Origin of the sequence: Psychromonas ingrahamii 37, assembly GCF_000015285.1 — a bacterium.
GTDB classification, from domain to species: Bacteria; Pseudomonadota; Gammaproteobacteria; order Enterobacterales; family Psychromonadaceae; genus Psychromonas; species Psychromonas ingrahamii.
Window position 1 is genome coordinate 888,185 of sequence record NC_008709.1, and the last position, 21,732, is coordinate 909,916.

Annotated in this window: 18 protein-coding genes; 13 read left to right on the forward strand and 5 right to left on the reverse strand. The window is 39.9% G+C overall.

Annotation, left to right across the window (positions count from 1 at the left end; genetic code table 11):
• Positions 1–265 precede the first annotated feature (265 nt).
• Positions 266–994 carry a carboxy-S-adenosyl-L-methionine synthase CmoA gene (cmoA, locus tag PING_RS03665; RefSeq protein WP_011769109.1) on the reverse strand — a complete coding sequence of 243 codons (729 nt, stop codon included), beginning with the start codon at positions 992–994 and terminating at the stop codon, positions 266–268.
• A gap of 158 nt (positions 995–1,152) precedes the next feature.
• On the opposite strand from cmoA, the gene aspS reads away from it, so the two are divergent.
• On the forward strand, positions 1,153–2,931 hold the full coding sequence (gene aspS, locus PING_RS03670; RefSeq protein ID WP_011769110.1) for an aspartate--tRNA ligase: 1,779 nt from the start codon (positions 1,153–1,155) through the stop codon (positions 2,929–2,931).
• 239 nt (positions 2,932–3,170) lie between these two features.
• Here the strand turns inward: aspS and PING_RS03675 are convergent, their stop codons facing one another.
• Positions 3,171–3,779, reverse strand: coding sequence for an OmpW family outer membrane protein (locus PING_RS03675; protein ID WP_011769111.1), 609 nt, complete (start codon positions 3,777–3,779; stop codon positions 3,171–3,173).
• A 352-nt stretch (positions 3,780–4,131) separates the two neighbouring features.
• On the opposite strand from PING_RS03675, the gene PING_RS03680 reads away from it, so the two are divergent.
• The 11 genes from PING_RS03680 to sfsA all read left to right on the forward strand — a co-directional run bounded on the left by PING_RS03680 (position 4,132) and on the right by sfsA (position 16,890).
• Positions 4,132–4,830: a DUF2202 domain-containing protein gene (locus PING_RS03680; protein WP_011769112.1), complete on the forward strand. Its 699-nt coding sequence runs from the start codon at positions 4,132–4,134 to the stop codon at positions 4,828–4,830.
• Positions 4,831–5,406: 576 nt separating this feature from the next.
• On the forward strand, positions 5,407–5,847 hold the full coding sequence (gene cynS / locus PING_RS03685; RefSeq protein ID WP_011769113.1) for a cyanase: 441 nt from the start codon (positions 5,407–5,409) through the stop codon (positions 5,845–5,847).
• 143 nt (positions 5,848–5,990) lie between these two features.
• The gene (locus PING_RS03690) at positions 5,991–6,803 is read left to right on the forward strand and encodes a formate/nitrite transporter family protein (RefSeq protein ID WP_011769114.1); all 813 of its coding nucleotides are present in this window, start codon (positions 5,991–5,993) and stop codon (positions 6,801–6,803) included.
• Between the two features lie 162 nt (positions 6,804–6,965).
• On the forward strand, positions 6,966–8,675 hold the full coding sequence (locus tag PING_RS03695; RefSeq protein WP_011769115.1) for a bifunctional protein-serine/threonine kinase/phosphatase: 1,710 nt from the start codon (positions 6,966–6,968) through the stop codon (positions 8,673–8,675).
• Positions 8,676–8,869: 194 nt separating this feature from the next.
• A complete protein-coding gene (locus tag PING_RS03700) occupies positions 8,870–9,532 on the forward strand; it encodes a DNA-methyltransferase (protein ID WP_011769116.1) in 663 nt (220 codons plus the stop codon).
• Positions 9,533–9,732: 200 nt separating this feature from the next.
• Positions 9,733–10,041, forward strand: coding sequence for a 4a-hydroxytetrahydrobiopterin dehydratase (locus PING_RS03705; protein WP_011769117.1), 309 nt, complete (start codon positions 9,733–9,735; stop codon positions 10,039–10,041).
• A gap of 424 nt (positions 10,042–10,465) precedes the next feature.
• A complete protein-coding gene (locus tag PING_RS03710) occupies positions 10,466–12,421 on the forward strand; it encodes a cation:proton antiporter (RefSeq protein ID WP_011769118.1) in 1,956 nt (651 codons plus the stop codon).
• Positions 12,422–12,864: 443 nt separating this feature from the next.
• On the forward strand, positions 12,865–13,863 hold the full coding sequence (locus tag PING_RS03715; RefSeq protein ID WP_011769119.1) for a DctP family TRAP transporter solute-binding subunit: 999 nt from the start codon (positions 12,865–12,867) through the stop codon (positions 13,861–13,863).
• 116 nt (positions 13,864–13,979) lie between these two features.
• On the forward strand, positions 13,980–14,603 hold the full coding sequence (locus PING_RS03720; protein ID WP_011769120.1) for a TRAP transporter small permease: 624 nt from the start codon (positions 13,980–13,982) through the stop codon (positions 14,601–14,603).
• 2 nt (positions 14,604–14,605) lie between these two features.
• Entirely contained in the window at positions 14,606–15,979 is a 1,374-nt protein-coding gene (locus PING_RS03725) for a TRAP transporter large permease (protein ID WP_011769121.1), read from the forward strand.
• 224 nt (positions 15,980–16,203) lie between these two features.
• Positions 16,204–16,890 (forward strand): DNA/RNA nuclease SfsA, encoded by a 687-nt coding sequence (gene sfsA / locus PING_RS03730; RefSeq protein WP_011769122.1) that lies wholly within the window; start codon positions 16,204–16,206, stop codon positions 16,888–16,890.
• 31 nt (positions 16,891–16,921) lie between these two features.
• Here the strand turns inward: sfsA and PING_RS03735 are convergent, their stop codons facing one another.
• From PING_RS03735 to PING_RS03740, 3 genes are read right to left on the reverse strand one after another with little or no spacing between them, the layout of a single operon-like run.
• On the reverse strand, positions 16,922–18,262 hold the full coding sequence (locus PING_RS03735) for a sigma-54-dependent transcriptional regulator (protein WP_011769123.1): 1,341 nt from the start codon (positions 18,260–18,262) through the stop codon (positions 16,922–16,924).
• Positions 18,259–18,390 (reverse strand): response regulator, encoded by a 132-nt coding sequence (locus PING_RS21580; RefSeq protein ID WP_011769124.1) that lies wholly within the window; start codon positions 18,388–18,390, stop codon positions 18,259–18,261. Before PING_RS21580 ends, PING_RS03735 begins: the two co-directional genes overlap by 4 nt.
• 15 nt (positions 18,391–18,405) lie before the next feature.
• Entirely contained in the window at positions 18,406–20,190 is a 1,785-nt protein-coding gene (locus PING_RS03740; protein WP_011769125.1) for an ATP-binding protein, read from the reverse strand.
• Positions 20,191–21,271: 1,081 nt separating this feature from the next.
• Here PING_RS03740 and PING_RS03745 point away from each other — a divergent pair.
• Positions 21,272–21,649, forward strand: a complete 378-nt coding sequence (locus tag PING_RS03745) for a DUF3461 family protein (protein ID WP_011769126.1) — start codon at positions 21,272–21,274, stop codon at positions 21,647–21,649.
• The last annotated feature ends 83 nt before the right edge of the window (positions 21,650–21,732 follow it).

The window sequence follows — 21,732 nt, forward strand, 5'->3', positions numbered from 1 at the left end:
AAAGGGTTATTTAATGCTGATTATTAACCCTCGATTTAAAGAGTTATTTAATGCTGATTGTTAACCCTCGATTTAAAGGGTTATTTAATGCTGATTGTTAACCCCCGATTTAAAGGATTATTTAATGCTGATTGTTAACCCCCGATTTAAAGAGTTATTTAATGCTGATTGTTAACCCTCGATTTAAAGGGTTATTTAATGCTGATTGTTAACCCCCGATTTAAAGGATTATTTAATGCTGATTGTTAACCCTCGATTTAAAGAGTTATTTAATACTGATGATTGAGCCAAAATTAAAATATTGGTACCAGAGATTGTTATGCTTAAAGCCGGCTTTTCGTAAACGTAAATAATGTTGTTCAACGGTATCGGCAATTAAAACGTTATCTAATGAGGCACGTTTCTGGCTAATTTCAAGTTCACTGTAACCCTGGCTGCGTTTAAAGTCTAAATGCAGATCGTTTAATAGCTGGTGGTTAAGCGGATCCTCAAAAACAAATTTTTCCGACAGCACTAAAACCCCGCCTGGTAATAAGCCGTTATAGATATTGGTAAGCAGGTTTAAACGTTTTTCAGGTGTCAAAAACTGCAGAGTGAAATTCAAGATCACAACAGATGCATTTTCAATGTGGATATTACAAATATCATCACATAAGACCTGAACAGGTGTATCGGATTTATAAGCATGAATGTATTGCTCACAGCGTTCAACCATTTGCTGTGAGTTGTCCACCGCAATGATTTGGCATCCTGCTTTATTCAGCCCGCGACGCATCGACAGGGTTGCGGCACCAAGTGAGCAGCCCAAATCGTAGAGATTACTGTTTTCAACCGCGCAGCGTTCGGTGATAGTACCGATGCTGTTAATAATGGTTTCATAACCGGGCACCGAGCGTTTGATCATATCCGGGAATACCTGCACGACCTGCTCATCAAAACTAAATCCGTCGATCTGTGCGCGCCGTTTGCTGTAGATATTGTCCGTTTTACTCATGTTAGTTTACCCGTTAGTGATTCATGCTGAGATGTTGCGCCGTATTTTACTTAAAATAAAGCAGATGGTCATTTTTTTATTTAGCTGTGTTGCTATTAACTGTTTTCTTCTATAATGCACGCATTATTTTTATATGATATTTAAAACAGGAATCGATAATGCGCACTATGTATTGTGGCGAAGTGACTGAAGCCGTCTTAGGTCAGGAAATTCAGTTAGTAGGTTGGATCAATAAACAGCGCGATTTAGGCGGTGTAATCTTTTTAGATATGCGCGACCGTGCCGGTATTGTACAAGTGTTTTTTGATGCAGATACACCCATAGCAACGGCACTTGCGACTACGGTACGTAATGAATTCTGTATCCAAATTAAAGGCTTAGTTCGCGCGCGTCCCGAAGGTCAAGTCAACAAAGATATGACCACCGGTGGGATTGAGATTCTAGGCCTTGAACTCGAAATATTAAACCGCTCAGAGCCATTACCGCTTGATAGCAACCAGCAGAACAGTGAAGAGCAGCGTTTACGTTACCGTTATCTGGATTTACGTCGCCCGGAAATGGCCAAACGGATGCAGTTCCGCGCTAAAGTAAGCAGTTTTGTGCGTCGTTTCCTCGATGATCAGGATTTTTTAGACGTTGAAACGCCTATTTTGACCAAAGCGACACCGGAAGGCGCGCGTGATTATTTAGTGCCAAGCCGAACCCATAAAGGGAAATTCTTTGCCTTGCCGCAATCTCCACAGCTGTTTAAACAATTATTAATGATGTCCGGTATGGATCGTTATTACCAAATTGTTAAATGTTTCCGAGATGAAGATTTACGTGCCGACCGCCAGCCTGAATTTACCCAAATAGATATTGAAACCTCCTTTATGAATGCGGATCAGGTGATGGAGATCAGCGAAGAGATGATAGTGAAGCTTTTCAAAGAGATGCTCAATGTTGATTTAGGCAACTTTCCTAAAATGACTTATGCCGAAGCACTGCGCCGTTTTGGCAGTGATAAACCTGATCTGCGTATTGATTTTGAACTGTATGATGTTGCTGATTTAATGAAAGACGTTGAATTTAACGTTTTCTCCGGTCCTGCAAATGATCCGGACAGCCGTGTTGCCGTTATCTGTGTACCGGGTGGCGCAAAACTTTCGCGTAAAAATATTGATGAATATGGAAAATTTGTGACTATCTACGGTGCTAAAGGACTTGCATGGATGAAAGTCAATGAAGTGGCTAAAGGTTTAGAAGGTGTACAATCACCGGTTGCTAAATTCTTAAATGAAGAAATTGTCACAGAGTTACTCATCCGTACGGGTGCAAAAGATGGTGATATCATCTTATTTGGCGCTGACAAATCAAATATTGTCAGCGAAGCTATCGGCGCATTACGTCTTAAAGTCGCGCAAGACTTAGGGTTGGTTAAAGATCAATGGAAACCGCTTTGGGTTATCGATTTCCCGATGTTTGAACCGCTGGATGATGGCGGATTAACACCGCTGCACCATCCTTTTACCGCGCCCATTGGTTTAACAGTTGAAGAATTGGAAGCAAATCCTGTTGGCGCTATCTCCAATGCCTACGATATGGTCTTAAACGGTTGTGAACTCGGTGGTGGTAGTGTGCGTATCCATAAACAAGATATGCAGGCGGCTATTTTCCGCATTCTAAAGATCAGCGATGAAGAAGCTGAAGATAAATTTGGTTTCTTATTAGAAGCCCTTAAATACGGTGCTCCACCGCATGCAGGTTTAGCCTTTGGTTTAGACCGTTTAGTGATGTTAATGACCGGCACAAGCTCAATTCGTGACGTCATTGCTTTCCCGAAAACGGCTTCTGCTGCCTGTCCTTTAACCAATGCACCAAGTTTTGCTAACCCGGCGGTGCTGGCTGAGTTAAACGTTGCTGTTGTTGCCGATCCGAAGAAAGTTATTAGTGAATAAGCTTAGGGGTTTAAGGCTTGGGGCTTTAGGGCTTTGGGGCTTGAGGGTTTCGAGCTGTCAGCTGTCAGCCGTCAGCTTTGAGCTTTGAGCTTTCGGGCGTTAAGGCGTTAATGCGTTAGAGTTTCGAGCCGTCAGCTTTCAAGCCTTCCGCCTTCCGCCTTTCTGTCTGATAGAAAATAAAAAACCTTGATGTCATTAAAACACCAAGGTTTTTAAAAAACACTTTAGATTAGGCTAAATTAAAAAGTGTAACCAAGACCCAACATAGCAGACACGGGATCAATGTCAGTATTGATAGTACCAACAGCGGTATGAACATCAGTATTAATATCCATATACCAAACAGAAACATTAGCAAACCAATGTTCATCAAGTTTTACATCCAAACCAGCTTGAACAGCCCCACCCAGAGAATTATCTACGCTAACATCCGTTCCAGATAATGCTCCATACCCTTCTTCTTCAAAGAAAAAAGTATAGTTCAGACCCGCACCAACATAAGGACGAAATTGACTATCTGGCTGACCAAAATAGTATTGCACCATCAAAGAAGGGGGTAACTGAGAGACTTCAGCCACTTTATTGCCATCTAGAGAAACATCATGTGTAAAGGGTGTCGCCAAAAGCAACTCGATACCTATTTTATCAGTTGTCATATAAGTAAATGTGGCCGCAGCTTGAGTATTATTATCAATTTTTAACTCATTGCCACCCACTTTATCACTGCTTTCATTTGGCATAACAATAGCAGCACCACCACGAACAAATAAGTCACCAGCATTATGAGCAAGAGCAACAGAAGAACAAAGGGTAGAAACAAGTGCAACAGATAGAATAGCTTTCATCATCAGATTCCTTTTTTATTAAACAAAATATCAATGACATGCAAGCTAACAAGCATCATGCGGGGAACTATTAATCTAGATCAATTTTTGATTAAACTTCATCTGCAAGTGTTATAAAACTCCAACATAGGTCAATAAAAAGCAAAAATTTAAAATTAAATGTCTTTGAGCTTTGAGCTTCGAGTTTCGAGCTTTTAGCCGTCAGCCGTCAGCTTTCAAGCCCTCCCGCCTTCCCGCCTCTAGCCTTTAGCATTCCAGTTCCGCATAAAAAGGATAATATTCTATAATTAAACCGAGATTGAATAAATCATTCAATGTCATCGTTGTGTGAAAAAAGGCTAACCAGAGGCTCGCTATGAATAAAATATTGATCAGTGTTATTTTTATATTAATTGCTCTTTTGGGGGCTAATACTTTGGTTGCAAAATATTATGGAGCAGAGGCAGAAAAAGTGCTTGTACCTCCATTAGTCGCGCTCGATGTTGTAGAAGTATCCCATTTGACCTTTATGCGCGAAGAAGAAAAATTCGCACGTGATGTTTACTTAACTTTGGCAGAGCAATATCCACAGCAAAAAATTTTTAAGCTTATAGCGACGGGTGCAGAGCAAATTCATACTGATATGATGCGTGATAAACTGGAGATGTTTAATGTGCCAGATCCAAATCCTAATAGCGATAATTTGTCCGATATTATCGGTGTTTTTGCTGGAGCGGAATGGGGCTGGTACTTTACTGAACAGTATCAGTTTTTAATAGATCAAGGCATGATCAGCGAGCTTGAAGCCTTATACGTCGCGGCTTATATTGAAGAGCTAAACATAAAAGATATTGCGCTGTGTCCAGACGTAATGATTGATAATGGATATCCCTCTCCATGCGGTTTAGCCTATACCACTCAAAAAGCCTTACAAACCGCATATAACACATTACTTAGCGGATCAGAAAATCACCTGCGCGCTTTTGTGAGGCGGATCGAGGCGGTGATTGGAGAGGGTGATTATGAGGCTCAATATCTAACTCAAGCTGAAATGGATACCATTCTAGGCCGTTGACTTACTGGTTTGATGGTTGAGTGTCCTCAATTTTATAATCCTTATAAAAAAGCCTCAGATCCAAGGTACAAAAAACCAAGATCAACTCGGCTTTTTAACCTTGATTAAAAGTCAGCAAGTATTACTTCGCTCTATTGATTGGTACAACCGTGCGTTTTTATCAACATAGAATTTCAAGAAAAAGATTAGCTATAAAATAATTAATCATTACTTTTCCGCTTAACTAAAAACACTTCTATTTATTGTGTTGCCTTAATTTAAAAATCATAACTACCAATAGCTTTGATCGTGCCCCATTTGGTGCAATAACAATATAATTTAACCTTTCTGGTGCTAATCTTCATACAAAAAAACAAATAAAAAACCTAACACGTTGATAATAAAGAAATTGAAAACATGGCATAGTTTTTGCTTATTACCTAGTATGTTAATTATTTATTAATTGCATGCTGATTTTATCTGCCAATTGTACGCCATGATTTGATTGTTTGATTAACTTGGCTTGCACAATAGCTTACTAAACAATATTGATTTTTTTATGCACATTCAGTATTCACCATTATTAGGAATATTATTATGATTAAAATAGACGTAACTGAACTTATTTTTGCTGCCAAAAAAGAGAATGACTTATCTTGGCAGGCGATTGCAGACGCAGCGGGAATGTCCGTGGTTTGGACAACCTCAGCCTGTTTAGGCATGAATAGTTGTTCATCCGAGGTAGCCGATAAACTGGTTGAGTTTCTAGGCTTACCAGCAGAAACCAAATCAGTACTAATGGAATATCCAACTAAAGAGTGGGATAAATCAGTCCCGCAAGATCCTTTAGTTTACCGATTATACGAAGTGGTCGGTGTATATGGAGATACGCTAAAAGAAGTGATTCAAGAAAAATTTGGAGACGGTATTATGAGTGCTATCGATTTTTCTATGGATGTTCAAAAAGAAGAAAATCCTAAAGGTGACCGTGTCATTTTAACCCTAAATGGTAAGTTTTTACCCTATAGTGCCTGGTAAATTTTTATTGTTGATAGTCTTTATCGTAAGTTGTTATTTCACAAGATCTTTTTGAAAATAAGTGGAAATTAGCAGTTTTCCACTTGTCTTTGTCATTGAAATGCATGTTATTGAATAATTTAATATTAAAAGTGAGAATTTAAATGTCTTATATTGAACCGAGTGAATTTGTTACCAAGATGGTTGATTCTGGTGAACAAAAAATATACATGTCTACTAAAGACACCCTTATCCGTGGATTCATGGCCGGCGCTATTTTAGGTTTAGCTGCCGTTTTTGCAATAACGGTGGCAACAAAAACAGGTAGCCCTATATTAGGCGCAGTTCTTTTCCCTGTTGGTTTTATTATGCTGTATTTAATGAAATTTGACTTACTAACCGGTGTATTTACACTTGCGCCACTGGCGTTATTGGATAAACGTCCTGGGGTAACCTTTGGCGGTGTCATGCGCAATTGGGGTCTAGTATTTCTTGGTAACTTTGCTGGAGCATTAACAACTGCCTTTTTAATGTCTTTTATTTTAACCTATGGTTATTCAACGGACGGTGGTGCTATCGCCGCTAAGGTGAGTACTATTGGTGAATCAAGAACCTTAGGTTATCAAGAACATGGTGTTGGTGGTTGGCTCACTATCTTTGTTCGCGGTATGTTATGTAACTGGATGGTATCAATGGGCGTTGTTGGTGCAATGATATCAACTTCTGCGGGTGCTAAAATGGCGGCAATGTGGATGCCTGTTATGTTGTTCTTCTACATGGGATTTGAGCATTCAATTGTAAATATGTTTTTATTCCCGTTCTCTATGATTATGGGCGGTGAATTTACCGTGACTGATTACATATTATGGAACGAAGTACCTACTGTTCTTGGTAACTTAGTAGGTGGCTTATTATTTGTAGCTTTACCCTTGTATTATACACATGTTAAGACATCACCAGCGCGTAAACTTGTTTAATAGAAACCTTTAATTAATACCTTTAAAGCGCCAAAGTAATAACACTTTGGCGCTTTTTTATAAATATTAGCTATAAAATTATTCACATAAAGAGAATGATTTTATAGGCAATATTTACCCTCATACTCACAAAAAAATGCCCCATAGATTAGGATGTAAATAATGAGCCAACCGTTAAGCGTTAGTATTGGGCAAGCCACCAATAAAGGTGTGAAAGAAATTAACCAAGACGCTATTGGTCATTGTATTCCCGAGGAGCCATTATTAAGCACTAAGGGTATTGTTTTGGCAATGGCAGATGGCATTAGCTCAAGTAAGGTGAGCCAAATAGCTAGCAGTACGGCCGTTGCTAGTTTTCTCGATGATTATTATTGTACTTCTGATGCCTGGGCGGTTAAAACATCAGCGGAAAAAGTCATTAAGTCGATTAATTATTGGCTGTATGCACAAACTCGTAACAGCCCCTACCGTTTCGAAAGAGATAAAGGCTATGTGGCGACTTTTAGCGCACTAGTTTTGAAATCTAATACGGCTCATCTATTCCATTCGGGTGATACCCGTATTTTTCGACTTTTAGGTAATCAATTAGAACAATTAACCAAGGATCATCGCCGGGTTGTTTCGGCTGAAGTCAATTATTTAACGCGCGCCTTAGGCATTGAGCCAGTATTAGAAATTGATTACCACAGTGAAACCATTGAAAAAGGTGATGTATTTATTATTGCGACCGATGGCGTGTATGAATTTATTAGTCACCAGCAGATACTAAGCTGTATTGTCGACTCAGAAACCTTAGATATTGCGGCCCAACAGATCATCACACAAGCCATTTCCGCAGGAAGTGATGACAACCTCAGCATTCAAATTGTGCGCATTGAACATCTGCCAAACTATCAACTGAGTGAATTACAACAGCATATTACACTGCTGCCACTCCCGCCTAGATTAACGCCCAGAATGCAGTTTGATGGTTATGAAATACTGCGTGAAATATATATCAGTAGCCGTAGCCATGTTTTTTTAGCGCTCGACAGTGAAAGCGGGCAAACCGTGGTGATTAAAACGCCCTCAACGGAATTACGTAATAATAGGCAATATCTTGAAAGCTTTATGCTGGAAGAGTGGATAGCTAAGCGCCTGAATAATCCCCATGTTGCTAAAGCCATAGAGCCGACACGCAAGCGGAATTTTTTATATTTGGTGAGCGAATATATTGATGGTATTACACTCACACAATGGATGACTGATAACCCGAAACCGACGATTAATCAAGTTAGAAAAATTATCGAACAAACGGCAAAAGGACTGCAGGCGTTTCATCGACAAGAAATGATTCACCAAGATTTACGACCCAATAATATTATGATCGACTGCAATAACGTGGTTAAAATTATTGATTTTGGATCAACTTTTATTGCCGGTGTAACCGATATCAAAAACGAAGAAGCGGTACGTGGCACTATGCGCTACTCAGCGCCAGAATACTTTTTAGGAGAAGTCGGTAGCTCACGTTCGGACATATACGCATTAGCCGTTATTACTTATCAAATGTTATCGGGGCGTTTTCCATACCATGCTGAAATAGCACAAGTTAGAAGCCTTTCTGCACAGCGTCGTTTAATTTATAAGAGTTTAATTAATGATGATATCGAATTTCCAATTTGGATTGATGACACATTGCGTAAAGCATTAAACGTTGAACCCTTAAAACGTTATGAGGAGTTATCAGAATTTGTACATGATCTGCACCACCCAAATAAAGCCTTTATATCCCGTAGCAGCAGGCCGCTAATAGAACGTGATCCGGTTATGTTTTGGCAGGGTATTAGTTTGATTTTACTGTTAATCATTGTTATTCAACTGGCTGTATAATGTTTCGAGCCGTCAGCCGTCAGCCGTCAGCCGTTAGTCGTCAGTTTTCAGGCATCGAGCTTCGAGCCTTCAAGCATTCTAGCCCTCCAGCCTTTAGCGAAGCTATTGTATAGATTGCCGTTATCTGAACAAAGGTGTAGTCTCTAACGTTTACAAAAATGGACGTGTGTGTGGCACTTTGAGATCGAGGTATAATGCAAGTTTATAAAGATGACGCAGTAAATTGGCTTTCAACGCTTGCAGATGAGAGTGTTGATTTATTAATTACAGACCCACCCTATGAGTCACTGGAGAAGCATCGGAAAATTGGCACAACGACAAGACTGAAAGTGAGTAAAGCATCAAGCAATGAATGGTTTGGTATCTTCTCCAATGATCGTTTTGAAAGCTTGCTAACCGAGATATATCGAGTCCTAAAGAAAAACTCACATTTCTATTTATTCTGTGATCAAGAAACAATGTTTGTAATAAAGCCGATTGCTGAAAAAGTAGGTTTTAAATTTTGGAAGCCAATTATCTGGGATAAGGTTTGTATTGGCATGGGTTATCATTACAGAGCCCGTCATGAATATATTCTGTTTTTTGAAAAAGGTAAGAAAAAACTAAATAATTTAGCCACGCCAGATATCCTTGAATACAAACGCGTTTTCCGGGGTTACCCAACAGAAAAACCAGTACCGCTAATGGAAACCTTGATTGCTCAAAGCAGTGTTAAGGGGGAGTTGGTCATCGATCCTTTTTTTGGCTCAGGGGCAACGTTGGTAGCGGCACAAAATCTGGAACGCCGATACAGTGGCTGTGATCTCTCAGAGTCGGCACACCAACACTATCAAAATAGAATACTTGAAAAACGATAAGTTATTTAACGGGGCACATAACGGCTATTGACGCTAACCGAGGACAGGCAAACCTTTTTGCTGTGTTCGCTATGCCTTCCCGCATTATCGCTTTACAGCTTTATCGCCTTCCCACCTTTTAGCTTTTTAGCCTTTTCGCGTTATATTAGAAGGGGTGCTGGCACCCTTGAAATTATCTGGCTTTGCAAAGGAGAGAATAAATGGATTTGAAAAAATTGAGTGGTAGTGAGTTATTGATTGAGCTTGAAAAACTGAATTGTGATTTAGCTATCCCCTGGAAAATTGAGGATGAAAAATTAAGTAAAACCTTTAAGTTTAAAAACTTTATGCAGGCATTTGCATTTATGACACAAAGTGCTCTTTATGCGGAAAAGAAAAATCATCACCCCGAATGGTTTAATATCTATAACAAAGTTGTTATTCAGTTAACCACTCATGATGTTGCGGGAATAAGCTTTAAAGATTTTGATTTGGCTAAAAAAATGGAATCATTTATCCCGCATTTTTAAACTGAGCGTTACAGCATTCGCGGTTGTTAGGCACTGCTGCTTTATAGATACTCGTCCTTCATCTGCTGGCGAGTATTACTCTATGATACTATTTCCCTCTGCGCTGTGCTATTCATACTTAATTTCAAATCTTTATCAACATTTGAAATAATCTGCTCTTGCTGTTTATTTTTATATCCTCTGTAATTTATTAACTATCAATAAATTAAGTGTCTTTCTCTAAACTGTCAGGCGCTATTTTACTATCTTAGGAAAAAATTAAAAAGACGCTGTTATCTTGCTATTAAAATATGATCGAGCTATAACTTTAATGTTTTTTTTATATTTTACAGATATGATTTTTAAAAAAACAAGCGCACCAATGTAGTTCTATGTCGACTCAGGAAGTTACCTTTTTATATTGAAAAAGTTTTAGGGGAAATTTATGGTTGACAAAATTACCGCTATGCTAGGCTTGGTGGGCATTTTATCTTTATTGTGTCAGTGGATTGGTTGGAAAATTCGATTACCAGCTATATTACCTCTGTTGATCTGTGGTTTACTTATTGGTCCCGGATTGAATATTCTCAAACCTGATGAGCTATTTGGCGAACTGCTCTTTCCTATTATCTCTTTAGGGGTTGCGATTATTCTTTTTGAAGGGGCTTTAACGCTCAACTTTAAAGAGCTTAAAAATCACGGGCGAATGGTGACCCACCTCGTTTCTCTCGGTACGCTTATTACATGGGGATGTATTGCCAGCGCCACACATATTATACTCGAATTTCAATGGTCGATGGCTATTCTGTTTGGTGCGCTGGTGGTGGTCACCGGGCCTACGGTGATAGTCCCTATGCTACGTAGTATCAAACCCAAAACAGAATTAGCCAGTATTTTACGTTGGGAGGGGATCCTTATTGATCCCGTTGGCGCAGTGCTTGCGGTTCTGGTTTTTGAGTACATTTCATTCACTTCTGATCCAGCGGTACATATACTTTCAGCTTTGGCCACAACCTTAGTAATAGGCTTGGGTTTTGGCCTGATCAGTGGTTATTATTTGGGCTACCTGCTAAGAAATAATTTGTTACCTCATTATTTAAAGAATACCGCTGTGGTCACTATTATGCTGGGTGTATTTGTCAGCGCTAATCTCATGCAGGAAGAGTCTGGTTTACTGACCGTTACTGTTATGGGGATTGTATTGGCGAATATGCGTGGTGTTGGCGTTTCCGATATTCTAGAGTTTAAAGAAACATTAACGGTATTAGTGATTTCGGTCTTATTTATTCTACTCGCCGCTCGTGTCGATTCCGAGGCGCTACTGAGTTTAGGTTGGCAAGGTCTTGTTCTTTTATTGGTGGTGCTGTTTATTGCCCGCCCCTTAAGTGTTTGGTGTTGCGGACTGGGCACATCCTTAACTAAACAGGATAAATGGTTTTTAAGTTGGATGGCGCCGCGAGGCATTGTCGCAGCAGCGGTATCATCCCTGTTTGCTATTAAACTGGAAAAAATAGGGGTAGAAGGAGCCGAATTAATTGTCCCTTTAGTCTTTCTGATTATTATTGGAACCGTGGTTATTCAAAGTCTGACAGCAGGGCCTTGGGCAAAATTTTTACGCGTCAACAAAGAAAAATCACAGGGACTGCTTATTTTTGGCGCTTCCCGTTTTTCGAGAGAGTTAGCGGCCGTTTTAATGTCAAAGAATATCAATATGCTGCTCGCTGATAATAATTGGGATAATATCAGACTTGCGCGCATGATGAATATTCCTGTCTATTATGGCAACCCGGCATCGGCGCATGCACTTAATTTTTTAGATATGACCGGCATAGGGCGATTATTAGTGCTGTCTCCCTACACAGAGCTTAATCCTCTGGTGGTTTTCCAGTATCAAGATTTATTGGGTAAAGAAAATGTATATGGGTTAGATAACGGGGATGTAAAAAAACCCAGGCACCAATTGTCAGAAACATACCGGCAACGGTTATGTTTATTTGGTAAAACAGTTTCCTACGCTAAATTAGTCAGTTTAATATATCAGGGTGCTGTGGTTAAAAGTACCAATCTTACGGAAAATTTTACTTTTACCAATTTCCGTACCTGTTATGGTGATTCTGCACTGCCACTTGTGTACATAAAAAATGAAAAAGTATTTATATATACCGCATCAGAGTCAATACCGAGCAGTGACATTGAATTGATTAGTTTATTGCCGGTATCAGCTCAACATCTTGGTACAAAATGGGCTGAAAAACAGCAGCAGGTCTTACAAGAAGCGCGAGAACAGGAGTCTTTAAGCGCCCAAAGTCCTAAGAGTGATAAGAATCCAAATCATTATGAAAAAATAAAAACATTGATAACAAAAAGCATTAATCACAACGGCAAAGCAAAAAAAACTTAATTTCTTATTTGCGGTTCAGGATCTGCATTACGCAAAATAAATGAGCGAAGCAAGTCGCTGGAAACGACATTCAGGGGCTGCGTATAATGCTATCCCACCGTTTTTTCAATATGCTATTAGATAACCATTTTAAATATCATTTCACCCCCCATTCCAAGTTTAATTCCCCGATTAAAAGTAAATTGGTAATAGTTCACCCATAACATGACTTAAGTGGGCGGTTTTCCACCCACTTTAACCTTTTTTAATAAGAATTCAGGTTAACCTTATTCAGAAGATTGTTTGATTGAGCGGCCTTTGTAACCTTCTTTTGATGTTGGCACGTTAATTGCTAATCCAACGTTGATTGCTATGTGTTAATTACTATAAAGAATATGTAGTTCAACCAGCGTCCTGCATCATCAATGCGCAATTAGACTAAAACTATCGTACAGGAGTACAACATGTTAAAAAAATTAATGACCCTTTCCCTTGGCACCGTTGCTGTACTTGCAAGCTTTAATGCATCAGCAAGTTGCGAGCCGGGTGAAATAGTGATCAAATTCAGCCATGTAACCAATGAGACCAGCCACCCTAAGGGCATCGCCGCTTCTTTATTATCTGAGCGAGTGAATAAAGAGATGGATGGCAAGGCTTGTATGGAAGTTTTTCCTAATACCACGCTTTATAATGATGACCAGGCCTTAGAAGCTATTTTAAGCGGTGATCTGCAGATGGCTGCTCCTTCTTTATCTAAGTTTGAGAAAATAACTAAAAAATTCCGCATTTTTGATCTTCCCTTTTTATTCGCTGACGTGGCCGCCGTAGACCGTTTTCAAAATTCAGCATCCGGTGATATTTTGAAAGATTCGATGGTCCGTCGAGGAATCAAAGGATTGGCATTTTGGCACAATGGCATGAAACAGATGTCAGCGAGCAAACCTTTGTTATTGCCAAGTGATGCTGAAGGTCTTAAGTTCCGAGTCCAAGCATCCGATGTGCTTGTTGCTCAATTTGAACAACTTGGCGCCAACCCCCAAAAAATGTCTTTCAGTGAAGTTTATGGTGGCCTGCAAACCAAAGTTATCGATGGTCAGGAAAATACCTGGTCAAATACCTACGGCAAAAAATTCTTCGAAGTACAAGATGGTGTGACCGAAACGAATCACGGTATTCTGGATTACCTGGTTGTGACATCTGATGATTGGTGGAAGGGTTTACCAACAGATGTACGTGAGCAGTTAGGCACAATAATGTCTGAAGTGACTCAAACTAGAAATGGTGAGTCAATGAGAGTTAATGAAGAAAATAAACAAAAAATTATTGATGCCGGTGGCGTGGTGCGCACTTTAACAGCTGAGCAGCGTCAAGCCTGGGTTGACGCACTGAAACCTGTCTGGAAAAAATTCGAAAAAGATATTGGTAGTGATCTTCTTGAAGCTGCAATAGCATCAAATAAATAATATTATTATCTACCCATTTGCCAATACGCAGTACTGTATTTGCAAATGGGAGAATGAGACAGCAAGTTTTTTCTAATAGCTAATAGCTAATAACCAATAAGCCCGGAGTGTGGGAAATGAAGCATGGATTTTTTACCCGATTAGGGGAAATAACTGACTATATGGAAGAGACACTCATTGCGCTCTTTTTAGGTTTGATGACCCTGTTAACCTTTGCCAATGTCGTTGTCCGATATCTATTCAATGATAATATTTTATGGGCATTGGAGCTGACCGTGTTTATGTTTGCCTGGATGGTGCTGGTTGGTGCCTCTTATCTGGTGAAAAAACATTTTCATATCGGGGTCGACGTGATTATTAATCTTGCGCCTGCAGGGCTTAAAAAAGTCTTTGCATTAATCGCCGTTGCTTCATGCTTAACGTTTTCAATTTTATTATTAATTGGTTCTTGGGACTACTGGCTCCCTTTTATAACCGACCAGGCCTGGTATGAAACCCAGGATATTCCAATGCCGGATTTCTTACAATTTTTATCTGGCTGGCTCAATGAAGGTGAACGATATGAAAAATTACCCCGTTTTATCCCCTATTTTGCGCTGCCACTGAGCATGGCAATGATGACCTATCGATTTCTGCAAATTGCCTGGCTGGTTGCAACCAACAAAATAGATAAGATGATTGCAAGTCATGAAGCCGAAGAAGATTTAGATTCGTTACACAATTCAGAGAAAGGAGAATAATTATGGCGATGTTAACCCTTTTTCTAATGGTGATTGTATTTATGACGGTCGGTGTGCCTATTGCGGTTTCACTGGGTCTGTCGAGTATGATCTTTTTATTAATACATTCTGATGCGTCCTTAGCGTCAGTTGCGCAAACACTGTTTAACGCGTTTGCCGGACATTATACTTTATTGGCTATCCCTTTCTTTGTATTAGCGTCCAGTTTTATGGCAACGGGTGGCGTCGCTAAGCGGATTATACGTTTTGCAATCGCAATAGTGGGCTCACTGCGTGGTGGTCTGGCAATGGCCTCGGTGGTTGCCTGTATGATGTTTGCTGCACTGTCGGGATCGTCTCCGGCAACCGTTGTTGCAATTGGCGGGATCGTGATTGCTGGAATGGTTAAAAATGGTTACAGCAAAGATTTTGCGGCAGGTGTTATCTGTAATGCCGGCACCTTAGGGATTTTGATTCCGCCCTCGATCGTGATGGTGGTTTATGCGGCGGCGACGGATGTGTCTGTCGGGCGAATGTTCTTAGGTGGCGTCATACCGGGTTTGCTCGCGGGTTTAATGCTGATGATTGCTATCTATATTTATGCGCGGATTAAGAATATTCCGGCTCAGCCTTTTGTTGGCTGGAAAGAGGTTTTTGATTCGGCTAAAGAGGCGGGTTGGGGATTACTGCTGATTGTTATTATTCTTGGCGGGATTTATGGCGGTATCTTTACACCGACCGAGGCCGCGGCTGTAGCGGCAGTTTATGCCTTTTTTATCTCTAATTTTATCTATAAAGATATGGGGCCTTTATCCGATAAAGAGTCTGAAGATAAACGGGCTAAAGCGTACTGGCGTAAAGCGTCACGTGTATTTTTTCATGAAGATACCCGTAAAACCCTTTATGAAGCGGGAAAATTAACAATTATGTTAATGTTTATTGTTGCCAATGCATTGATTTTAAAACATGTTTTAACTGAAGAGCAGATTCCGCAAATGATCACCGCATCAATGCTGGATGCCGGTCTAGGACCTATTACTTTCCTGATTGTGGTTAATATCATCTTATTAATCGGTGGACAATTTATGGAGCCCTCCGGCCTGCTTATTATCGTTGCGCCTTTGGTCTTTCCGATAGCCACATCATTGGGAATTGATCCTATTCACCTCGGTATTATGATGGTGGTGAATATGGAGATAGGCATGATCACCCCGCCCGTGGGACTGAATCTGTTTGTGACCGCAGGTGTCGCACAGATGTCGATGATGAGGGTCGTGAAAGCCGCGTTACCGCTGGTCGGTGTTATGTTCCTGTTTTTGATGATAGTCACTTATGTGCCATGGGTTTCAACCTGGTTACCCACCCTGATGATGGGACCTGAAATCATTACTCACTAACAGCAGCGCATTTTTCATTTGCTATTAAAAGCCGATAAATAAACTTATTTATCGGCTTTTAAGTTTCTTAAACTCTCTGGTTAATTTATCCTGCTTAACAGTGACTCATTTCATTAATTCATTTACGGCGGATAGTTATTAAAAATAAGCTGATCCGCAACTGTTAAGTTAATGTGCCGGACCTTTTCCGCTTAAAATTTAACCAACTGGGGTAAGTTTAAAATATGTTTGAAAATTTACAAAAAGCGATACTGATCAGGCGTTATAAGCGCTTTCTGGCCGATATTGAATTGCATAATGGGAATGTTCTGACCATTTATTGTCCCAACACCGGAGCGATGACCGGGTGTGCAGAGCCGGGCGATCAGGTTTGGTACAGCACCTCAAACAATCTTAAACGTAAATATAAGTACACCTGGGAGCTCACTTTTACTAAAGGCGGTCACTGGATTTGCGTGAATACAGCCAGGGCTAACCAGTTGGTTAAAGAGGCGCTACATAATAGCGAAATCGAAGCGCTTTCGGGTTATAGCCAGATTAAAGCAGAAGTGAAGTATGGTACTGAAAATAGCCGCATCGATTTTCTGCTAAGCAATGAAAATAAAGCCGATTGTTATGTTGAAGTGAAAAGTTGTACTTTGCTTGAACAGCCCCTTGCCGAAGGCAAAGGTTTTTTCCCTGATACCGTCACAACGCGTGGTCAAAAACACCTTCGCGAGTTAATAGAAATGAAACAACAGGGTCATCGCAGTGTCTTACTGTTTGCTGTACTTCATAGTGGTATTAAATCGGTGCAGGCAGCGGGGCACCTTGACGTGAAATATGCACAATTATTTGAGCAGGCTAAAAAAGCAGGCGTAGAAGTATATTGTTATTATCCTGAATTGACCCTGCCTTGCCTTGAAGAATAACTTGCACCATAAAGCGGCTGCTTCGCGCAGTTTAAGAGCGTTCCGGCTCTTTATAATTTTGTTTTTCCAAATCGTGTTTTTGCATTTTATCGTAAAGGGTTTTACGCGCCAAATTGAGTGTGGTCATCGTCTCTTTAATGCTGCCGCCAGTGACACTTAGCGCCTGTTCTATTAAGGCTTTTTCAAATGCTTCTACCTGAGCTGATAAACTTAAGCCGCTATCGGCAACGTTATTATCGTTATTTAATCCGGTTAATGATCCGAGTAAAATAAAACGTTCGGCCGCATTTCTTAGCTCGCGCACATTTCCCGGCCAGTCATGGGCTAATAATGCCTGTAGCGCATTCGCCGGAAGCGCGGGAGCAGCTTTACCGTAACGCGCTGCTGCAACTAATAAAAAGTGATGAAATAAGGTCGGAATATCTTCTTTGCGTTGTTTTAAAGTGGGTAAATCAAGAGTGACAACATTTAGCCTGTAATACAAATCTTGTCTGAAATCAGGGGCCGTTTTTAAATCTATTTTGGTGGCAGCGATAATACGGATATCTAAGGAAATTGCCTTGTTTGAGCCAATACGTTCTAAACTGCGTTCCTGCAATACTCTTAACAAACGCACTTGTGCCTGCATCGGCATGGACTCAATTTCATCGAGAAAAAGAGTTCCCCCCTGCGCATACTCAAACTTTCCTATACGCTGCGTACCTGCCCCGGTGAACGCGCCTTTTTCATGTCCGTAAAGTTCACTTTCGATAAGATTTTCCGGTATCGCGCCACAATTAACCGCGACAAAGTTTTTTGTATTACGCTGACTTTGCTCATGCAGGGAGCGTGCGACTAATTCTTTACCTGTGCCGGTTTCGCCAAATAATAAAATATCGGCCTGGCTATCAGCAACTTGGCTGACCATTTTCTTTAGTAAAATAATACTCGGGGTATGACCAATAATACGTGGACCCAGTGTTTCTTTACTTTGCAGTGCTTTTTTAAGATCGCGATTCTCCAGGGTAAGCTGGCGTTTTTCAATGGCTTTACGGGTGGTTTCAATTAACCTGTCCGATAAAAAAGGTTTTTCGATGAAATCATAAGCGCCGGCGCGAATCGCCTGAACCGCCATTGAAATATCACCATGTCCGGTGATTAGAATAACCGGCAAGTCCGGATCTCGCTGGTGCAGCGTGGTTAATAATTGCTGGCCAGATAAACCCGGTAAACGGATATCCGTTATCACAACCACCGGAAGTGTGTTTTTCATTGCTAATAACGCAGACTCGGCATCGCTAAAAAAGCGCGCCTCAATCTCTGCCAATTCAAAGGTTTGTTCACTTGCGCTGCATAAATCATATTCATCATCAATAAAAAAAACCGGATTCATAACTCTTCCTTAATGCTGTAATACTCGGCATCGCTCAAAAAGCGCGCATCAATCTCTGCCAATTCAAAAGTTTGTTCACTTGCGCTACGTAAATCATATTCATCATCAATAAAAAAAACCGGATTCATAATTCTACTCTTCCTTCATTCATTCTGTAATGGCAGGCTAACACAAAATTTGGCACCCTGATCTTGTCTGTTTTTCGCCCAAATTTTACCGTGCATATTTTTTATGATCTGCTGGGAAATTGACAGACCTAAACCAAGCCCCATTTCTTTAGTGGTAAAGAAAGGTTCGAATAATTTTGCTAAATCACTTTCATTAATACCTATACCGGTGTCTATCACTTCAATCTGTGCCTGTTGACCATTCACTGATAATATTATTTCAATCTGTTTTTCTTTACATTCTTCCATTGCCTGAATGGCATTGGAAAGTAAATTAACCACTATTTGCTCTAACTGAATAGGCTCAGCTTTTACCTGAACCGGTTTATCGGGCAGGTTCATATGTAATAATACTCGGCTTGCCTTAAGTTGGGGTTTAACCAATTCGTAGGATGCCATTAACACCGGCTGTAAAGAGATAATAGAAAGCTCGCCGTTTGATTTTCGTGCAAAAGCTTTGAGCTGAGAACTAATTTTTGCCATCCGGTCGGTAAGGTAGGTAATGCGTATTAAGTTATTGGAAACTTTATCTATTTTATCACGCTCAAGAAATATAATGGCATTTTCAGCATAACTGCGAATGGCCGCCAGAGGGTTATTCAACTCATGACTAATGCTGGCTGAAAGTTGCCCTAACACGGCTAATTTGGCAGACTGGATCAACTCTTTTTGAGTCTCCCGCAGCGCCCGTTCAGCTTTGCGTCTTTCATCTATTTCCGCATGTAATGCAGAGGTGCGGCGCATCACCTGAAATTCAAGTTGTTGCTTAGCGTTATCTTGTAATCGCGTTTGTTCATGGCGTCTATTTTGTTTTTGACTTATCAAAATGTAAATAAGATAGACGGATAAATAAAACAAGGAAAGAAACACAATAAGTATGCTGACATTAATTAATAAGGATGTTGTCGGGACAAGCACCCGCACCTGCCAATCCGCATTGTTTAACGTTTTGGTGAGTGATAAATAATTTTTCCCTAATCGTTTATTAGTATTTAAACTGAGCGCCGCAGGGCTCTTATCTAACTCACCTGAAAAGGATAATGTTTTGATTTCTCGAGAAAGGTATCGGCGACTATTTAAAATCTGATTTTTTAATTGAGTTGAAAGCGGGGCCATACTGTGGAATAACCAAGATTTTTCGCTGGAAATAAAGACAATATGATTTTTATCAGTAACCAGAAAATGCTGATCTTTTCCCGACCAATTTTTTTCTATTGAAGAAAGATCCATTTTAATGACCACCACACCTAACACTCCTGCGGCATATTTAACGGGATAGGAAAAATAATAACCGCGCTGACCAGAAGTGGAACCCAGCGCAAAATAATGTCCCCGCTGATTATTTATCGCCTGTTGAAAGTAGGGGCGGAAAGCGAAATTTTTGCCAACAAAAGAGGTGCTCGTTGACCAATTACTGGCCGCAATAGTTGTTCCCTTAGCATCGAGAAGGTAAGTGTCCGATGCGCCAATAATTTCATTAATAGACGCTAGGTGGCGGTTAGTGATATCACGTTGAGCTGGGTTATTGACTGAATTTAATGTGTCAATCAATATCCCTTGTCGAGATAACAGTTGTGGAATATAAACAAAGCGTTCGAGTTGACTTTCAAGGTGACGGCTAAAGCGCTCAAGTTGTTCCTGATTGGTCGTGATAAGACGTTCATAACTAAATTTCCATAACCAATTAACAGACAGAATAAGGGTTAGAAAATAGAAAAAAATAAGTACAAGTGTTATTCGTTGGGTATGACTATGACTCATTATGGGTGGGTGCCATTGCTGTTAACTCCTAAATTTCTGGATATAGGGTATAGATTACCTGATTTTTTACTATTAGCCTTTTATTCATTTGCCAAGTGACTCACAAAATTAGGGGCTGAATATTCAGTGGGCTGAAGGGGAATGAATAAAAAGGCGGGAAGATCTGGAATTTACTGTTTATTTACAAGGGGTTCTCGTTTTAAATGGTGGGTATTTAAGCGTGTCGAAGCAACAGTTTCTGACTGGAGGTTTGATAAGTGAAAAGGATAAAGTATATTTATAACAGTACAGGCAGATAATCTGAGATGTTAAAATAATTTTCTGCTAACCGCTAAGTATGCTCAATATGCTCAGTGCCTAAGACTCAAAGAAAGCGAGATTAAGCTTAATGCACTTTCCTAACCAGTAAGCATATTCAAGATGGCTTCCAATGCTCATCGAATCCAGCAGAAAAAGGATTGAATATGGGTGGCTAGAAGCCTTTATTTTAGCGGAATAGCATCACTGGATGAGTGACTTATTGTAAAATGAGTATTGCTCTGGTTTATTAGCTGGGTTTAAATGCAATAAGAAAAACACCCAACCGTTCGATATGTTAATTTTTTATAAAATGTTTTTATAAAAATAATGTAAGCAAGGTCTAATAGTTAATACATAGTGTATTTAAAACTTTTAGGGGAACAATTAAAACGGTAATCTAAGATTAATTTAATTAAATTAATTTTATACCCATGATACTTCAAGATGCAAAGTCAGCAAGAAAAATTGTGCTGAGATGCTAGGCATAAAATTGAAGTATCGTTATTCTACATAGCGATTTTATAACAACACAGATTGGCACCATTTTCCTTGCCCTATGGGGTGCAAGTTCGAAAACCAACGCTGCGTTGCATCAATCGAAAAGGGAATAACTATTTACATCTACCGCTAGAGGATTAACGCAGTTAATCGCTCGAAAGGTCATGTTGCGTCTTGCTCTGATCGAAGACCTTGCGCCTGACAAAGCATGTTGAAGTAACATGGGTATACACTCAGCTTAATCCGTATTACATAAGTTCATCACTTATTTCAAGGAATTATTATGTACTCAAATTTAAAAAGCATTGGTGTTGTAAATTATGACAATATCGATAAATATACACTTCGCCAGGAAGGCGATACTGATATTCTAAAAATATATTTTCGTAAGGCTTCGCGCCAGTTTCTGGCTAAAAGTCTTAAGTTTAAATTTCCAAGGCAGAGAAAAAAAATAAGTCAGGATCACGGCAGTAGCGGATTTAGAAATGTTTCTGAGATTGGTAGCACCCTGCGTTATGTTCTAAAAGAGCTCGATTCGTTGACGGAACATGTCAAAGAAGAGAAAGAACTAAAAGTGCAGGTATTGGAGGATTTAAAACATTTGGAATCTGTGGTTGCAAGTAAAATAAAAGAAATTGAACGCAAACTAGAGCAAATGTAATTATTTTTAAGCGTTACAAATAATTGAATCAAGAGAGCATTAAAGTTGCTCTTTTGATCTGTATCAGCTCCATATTACCCTTC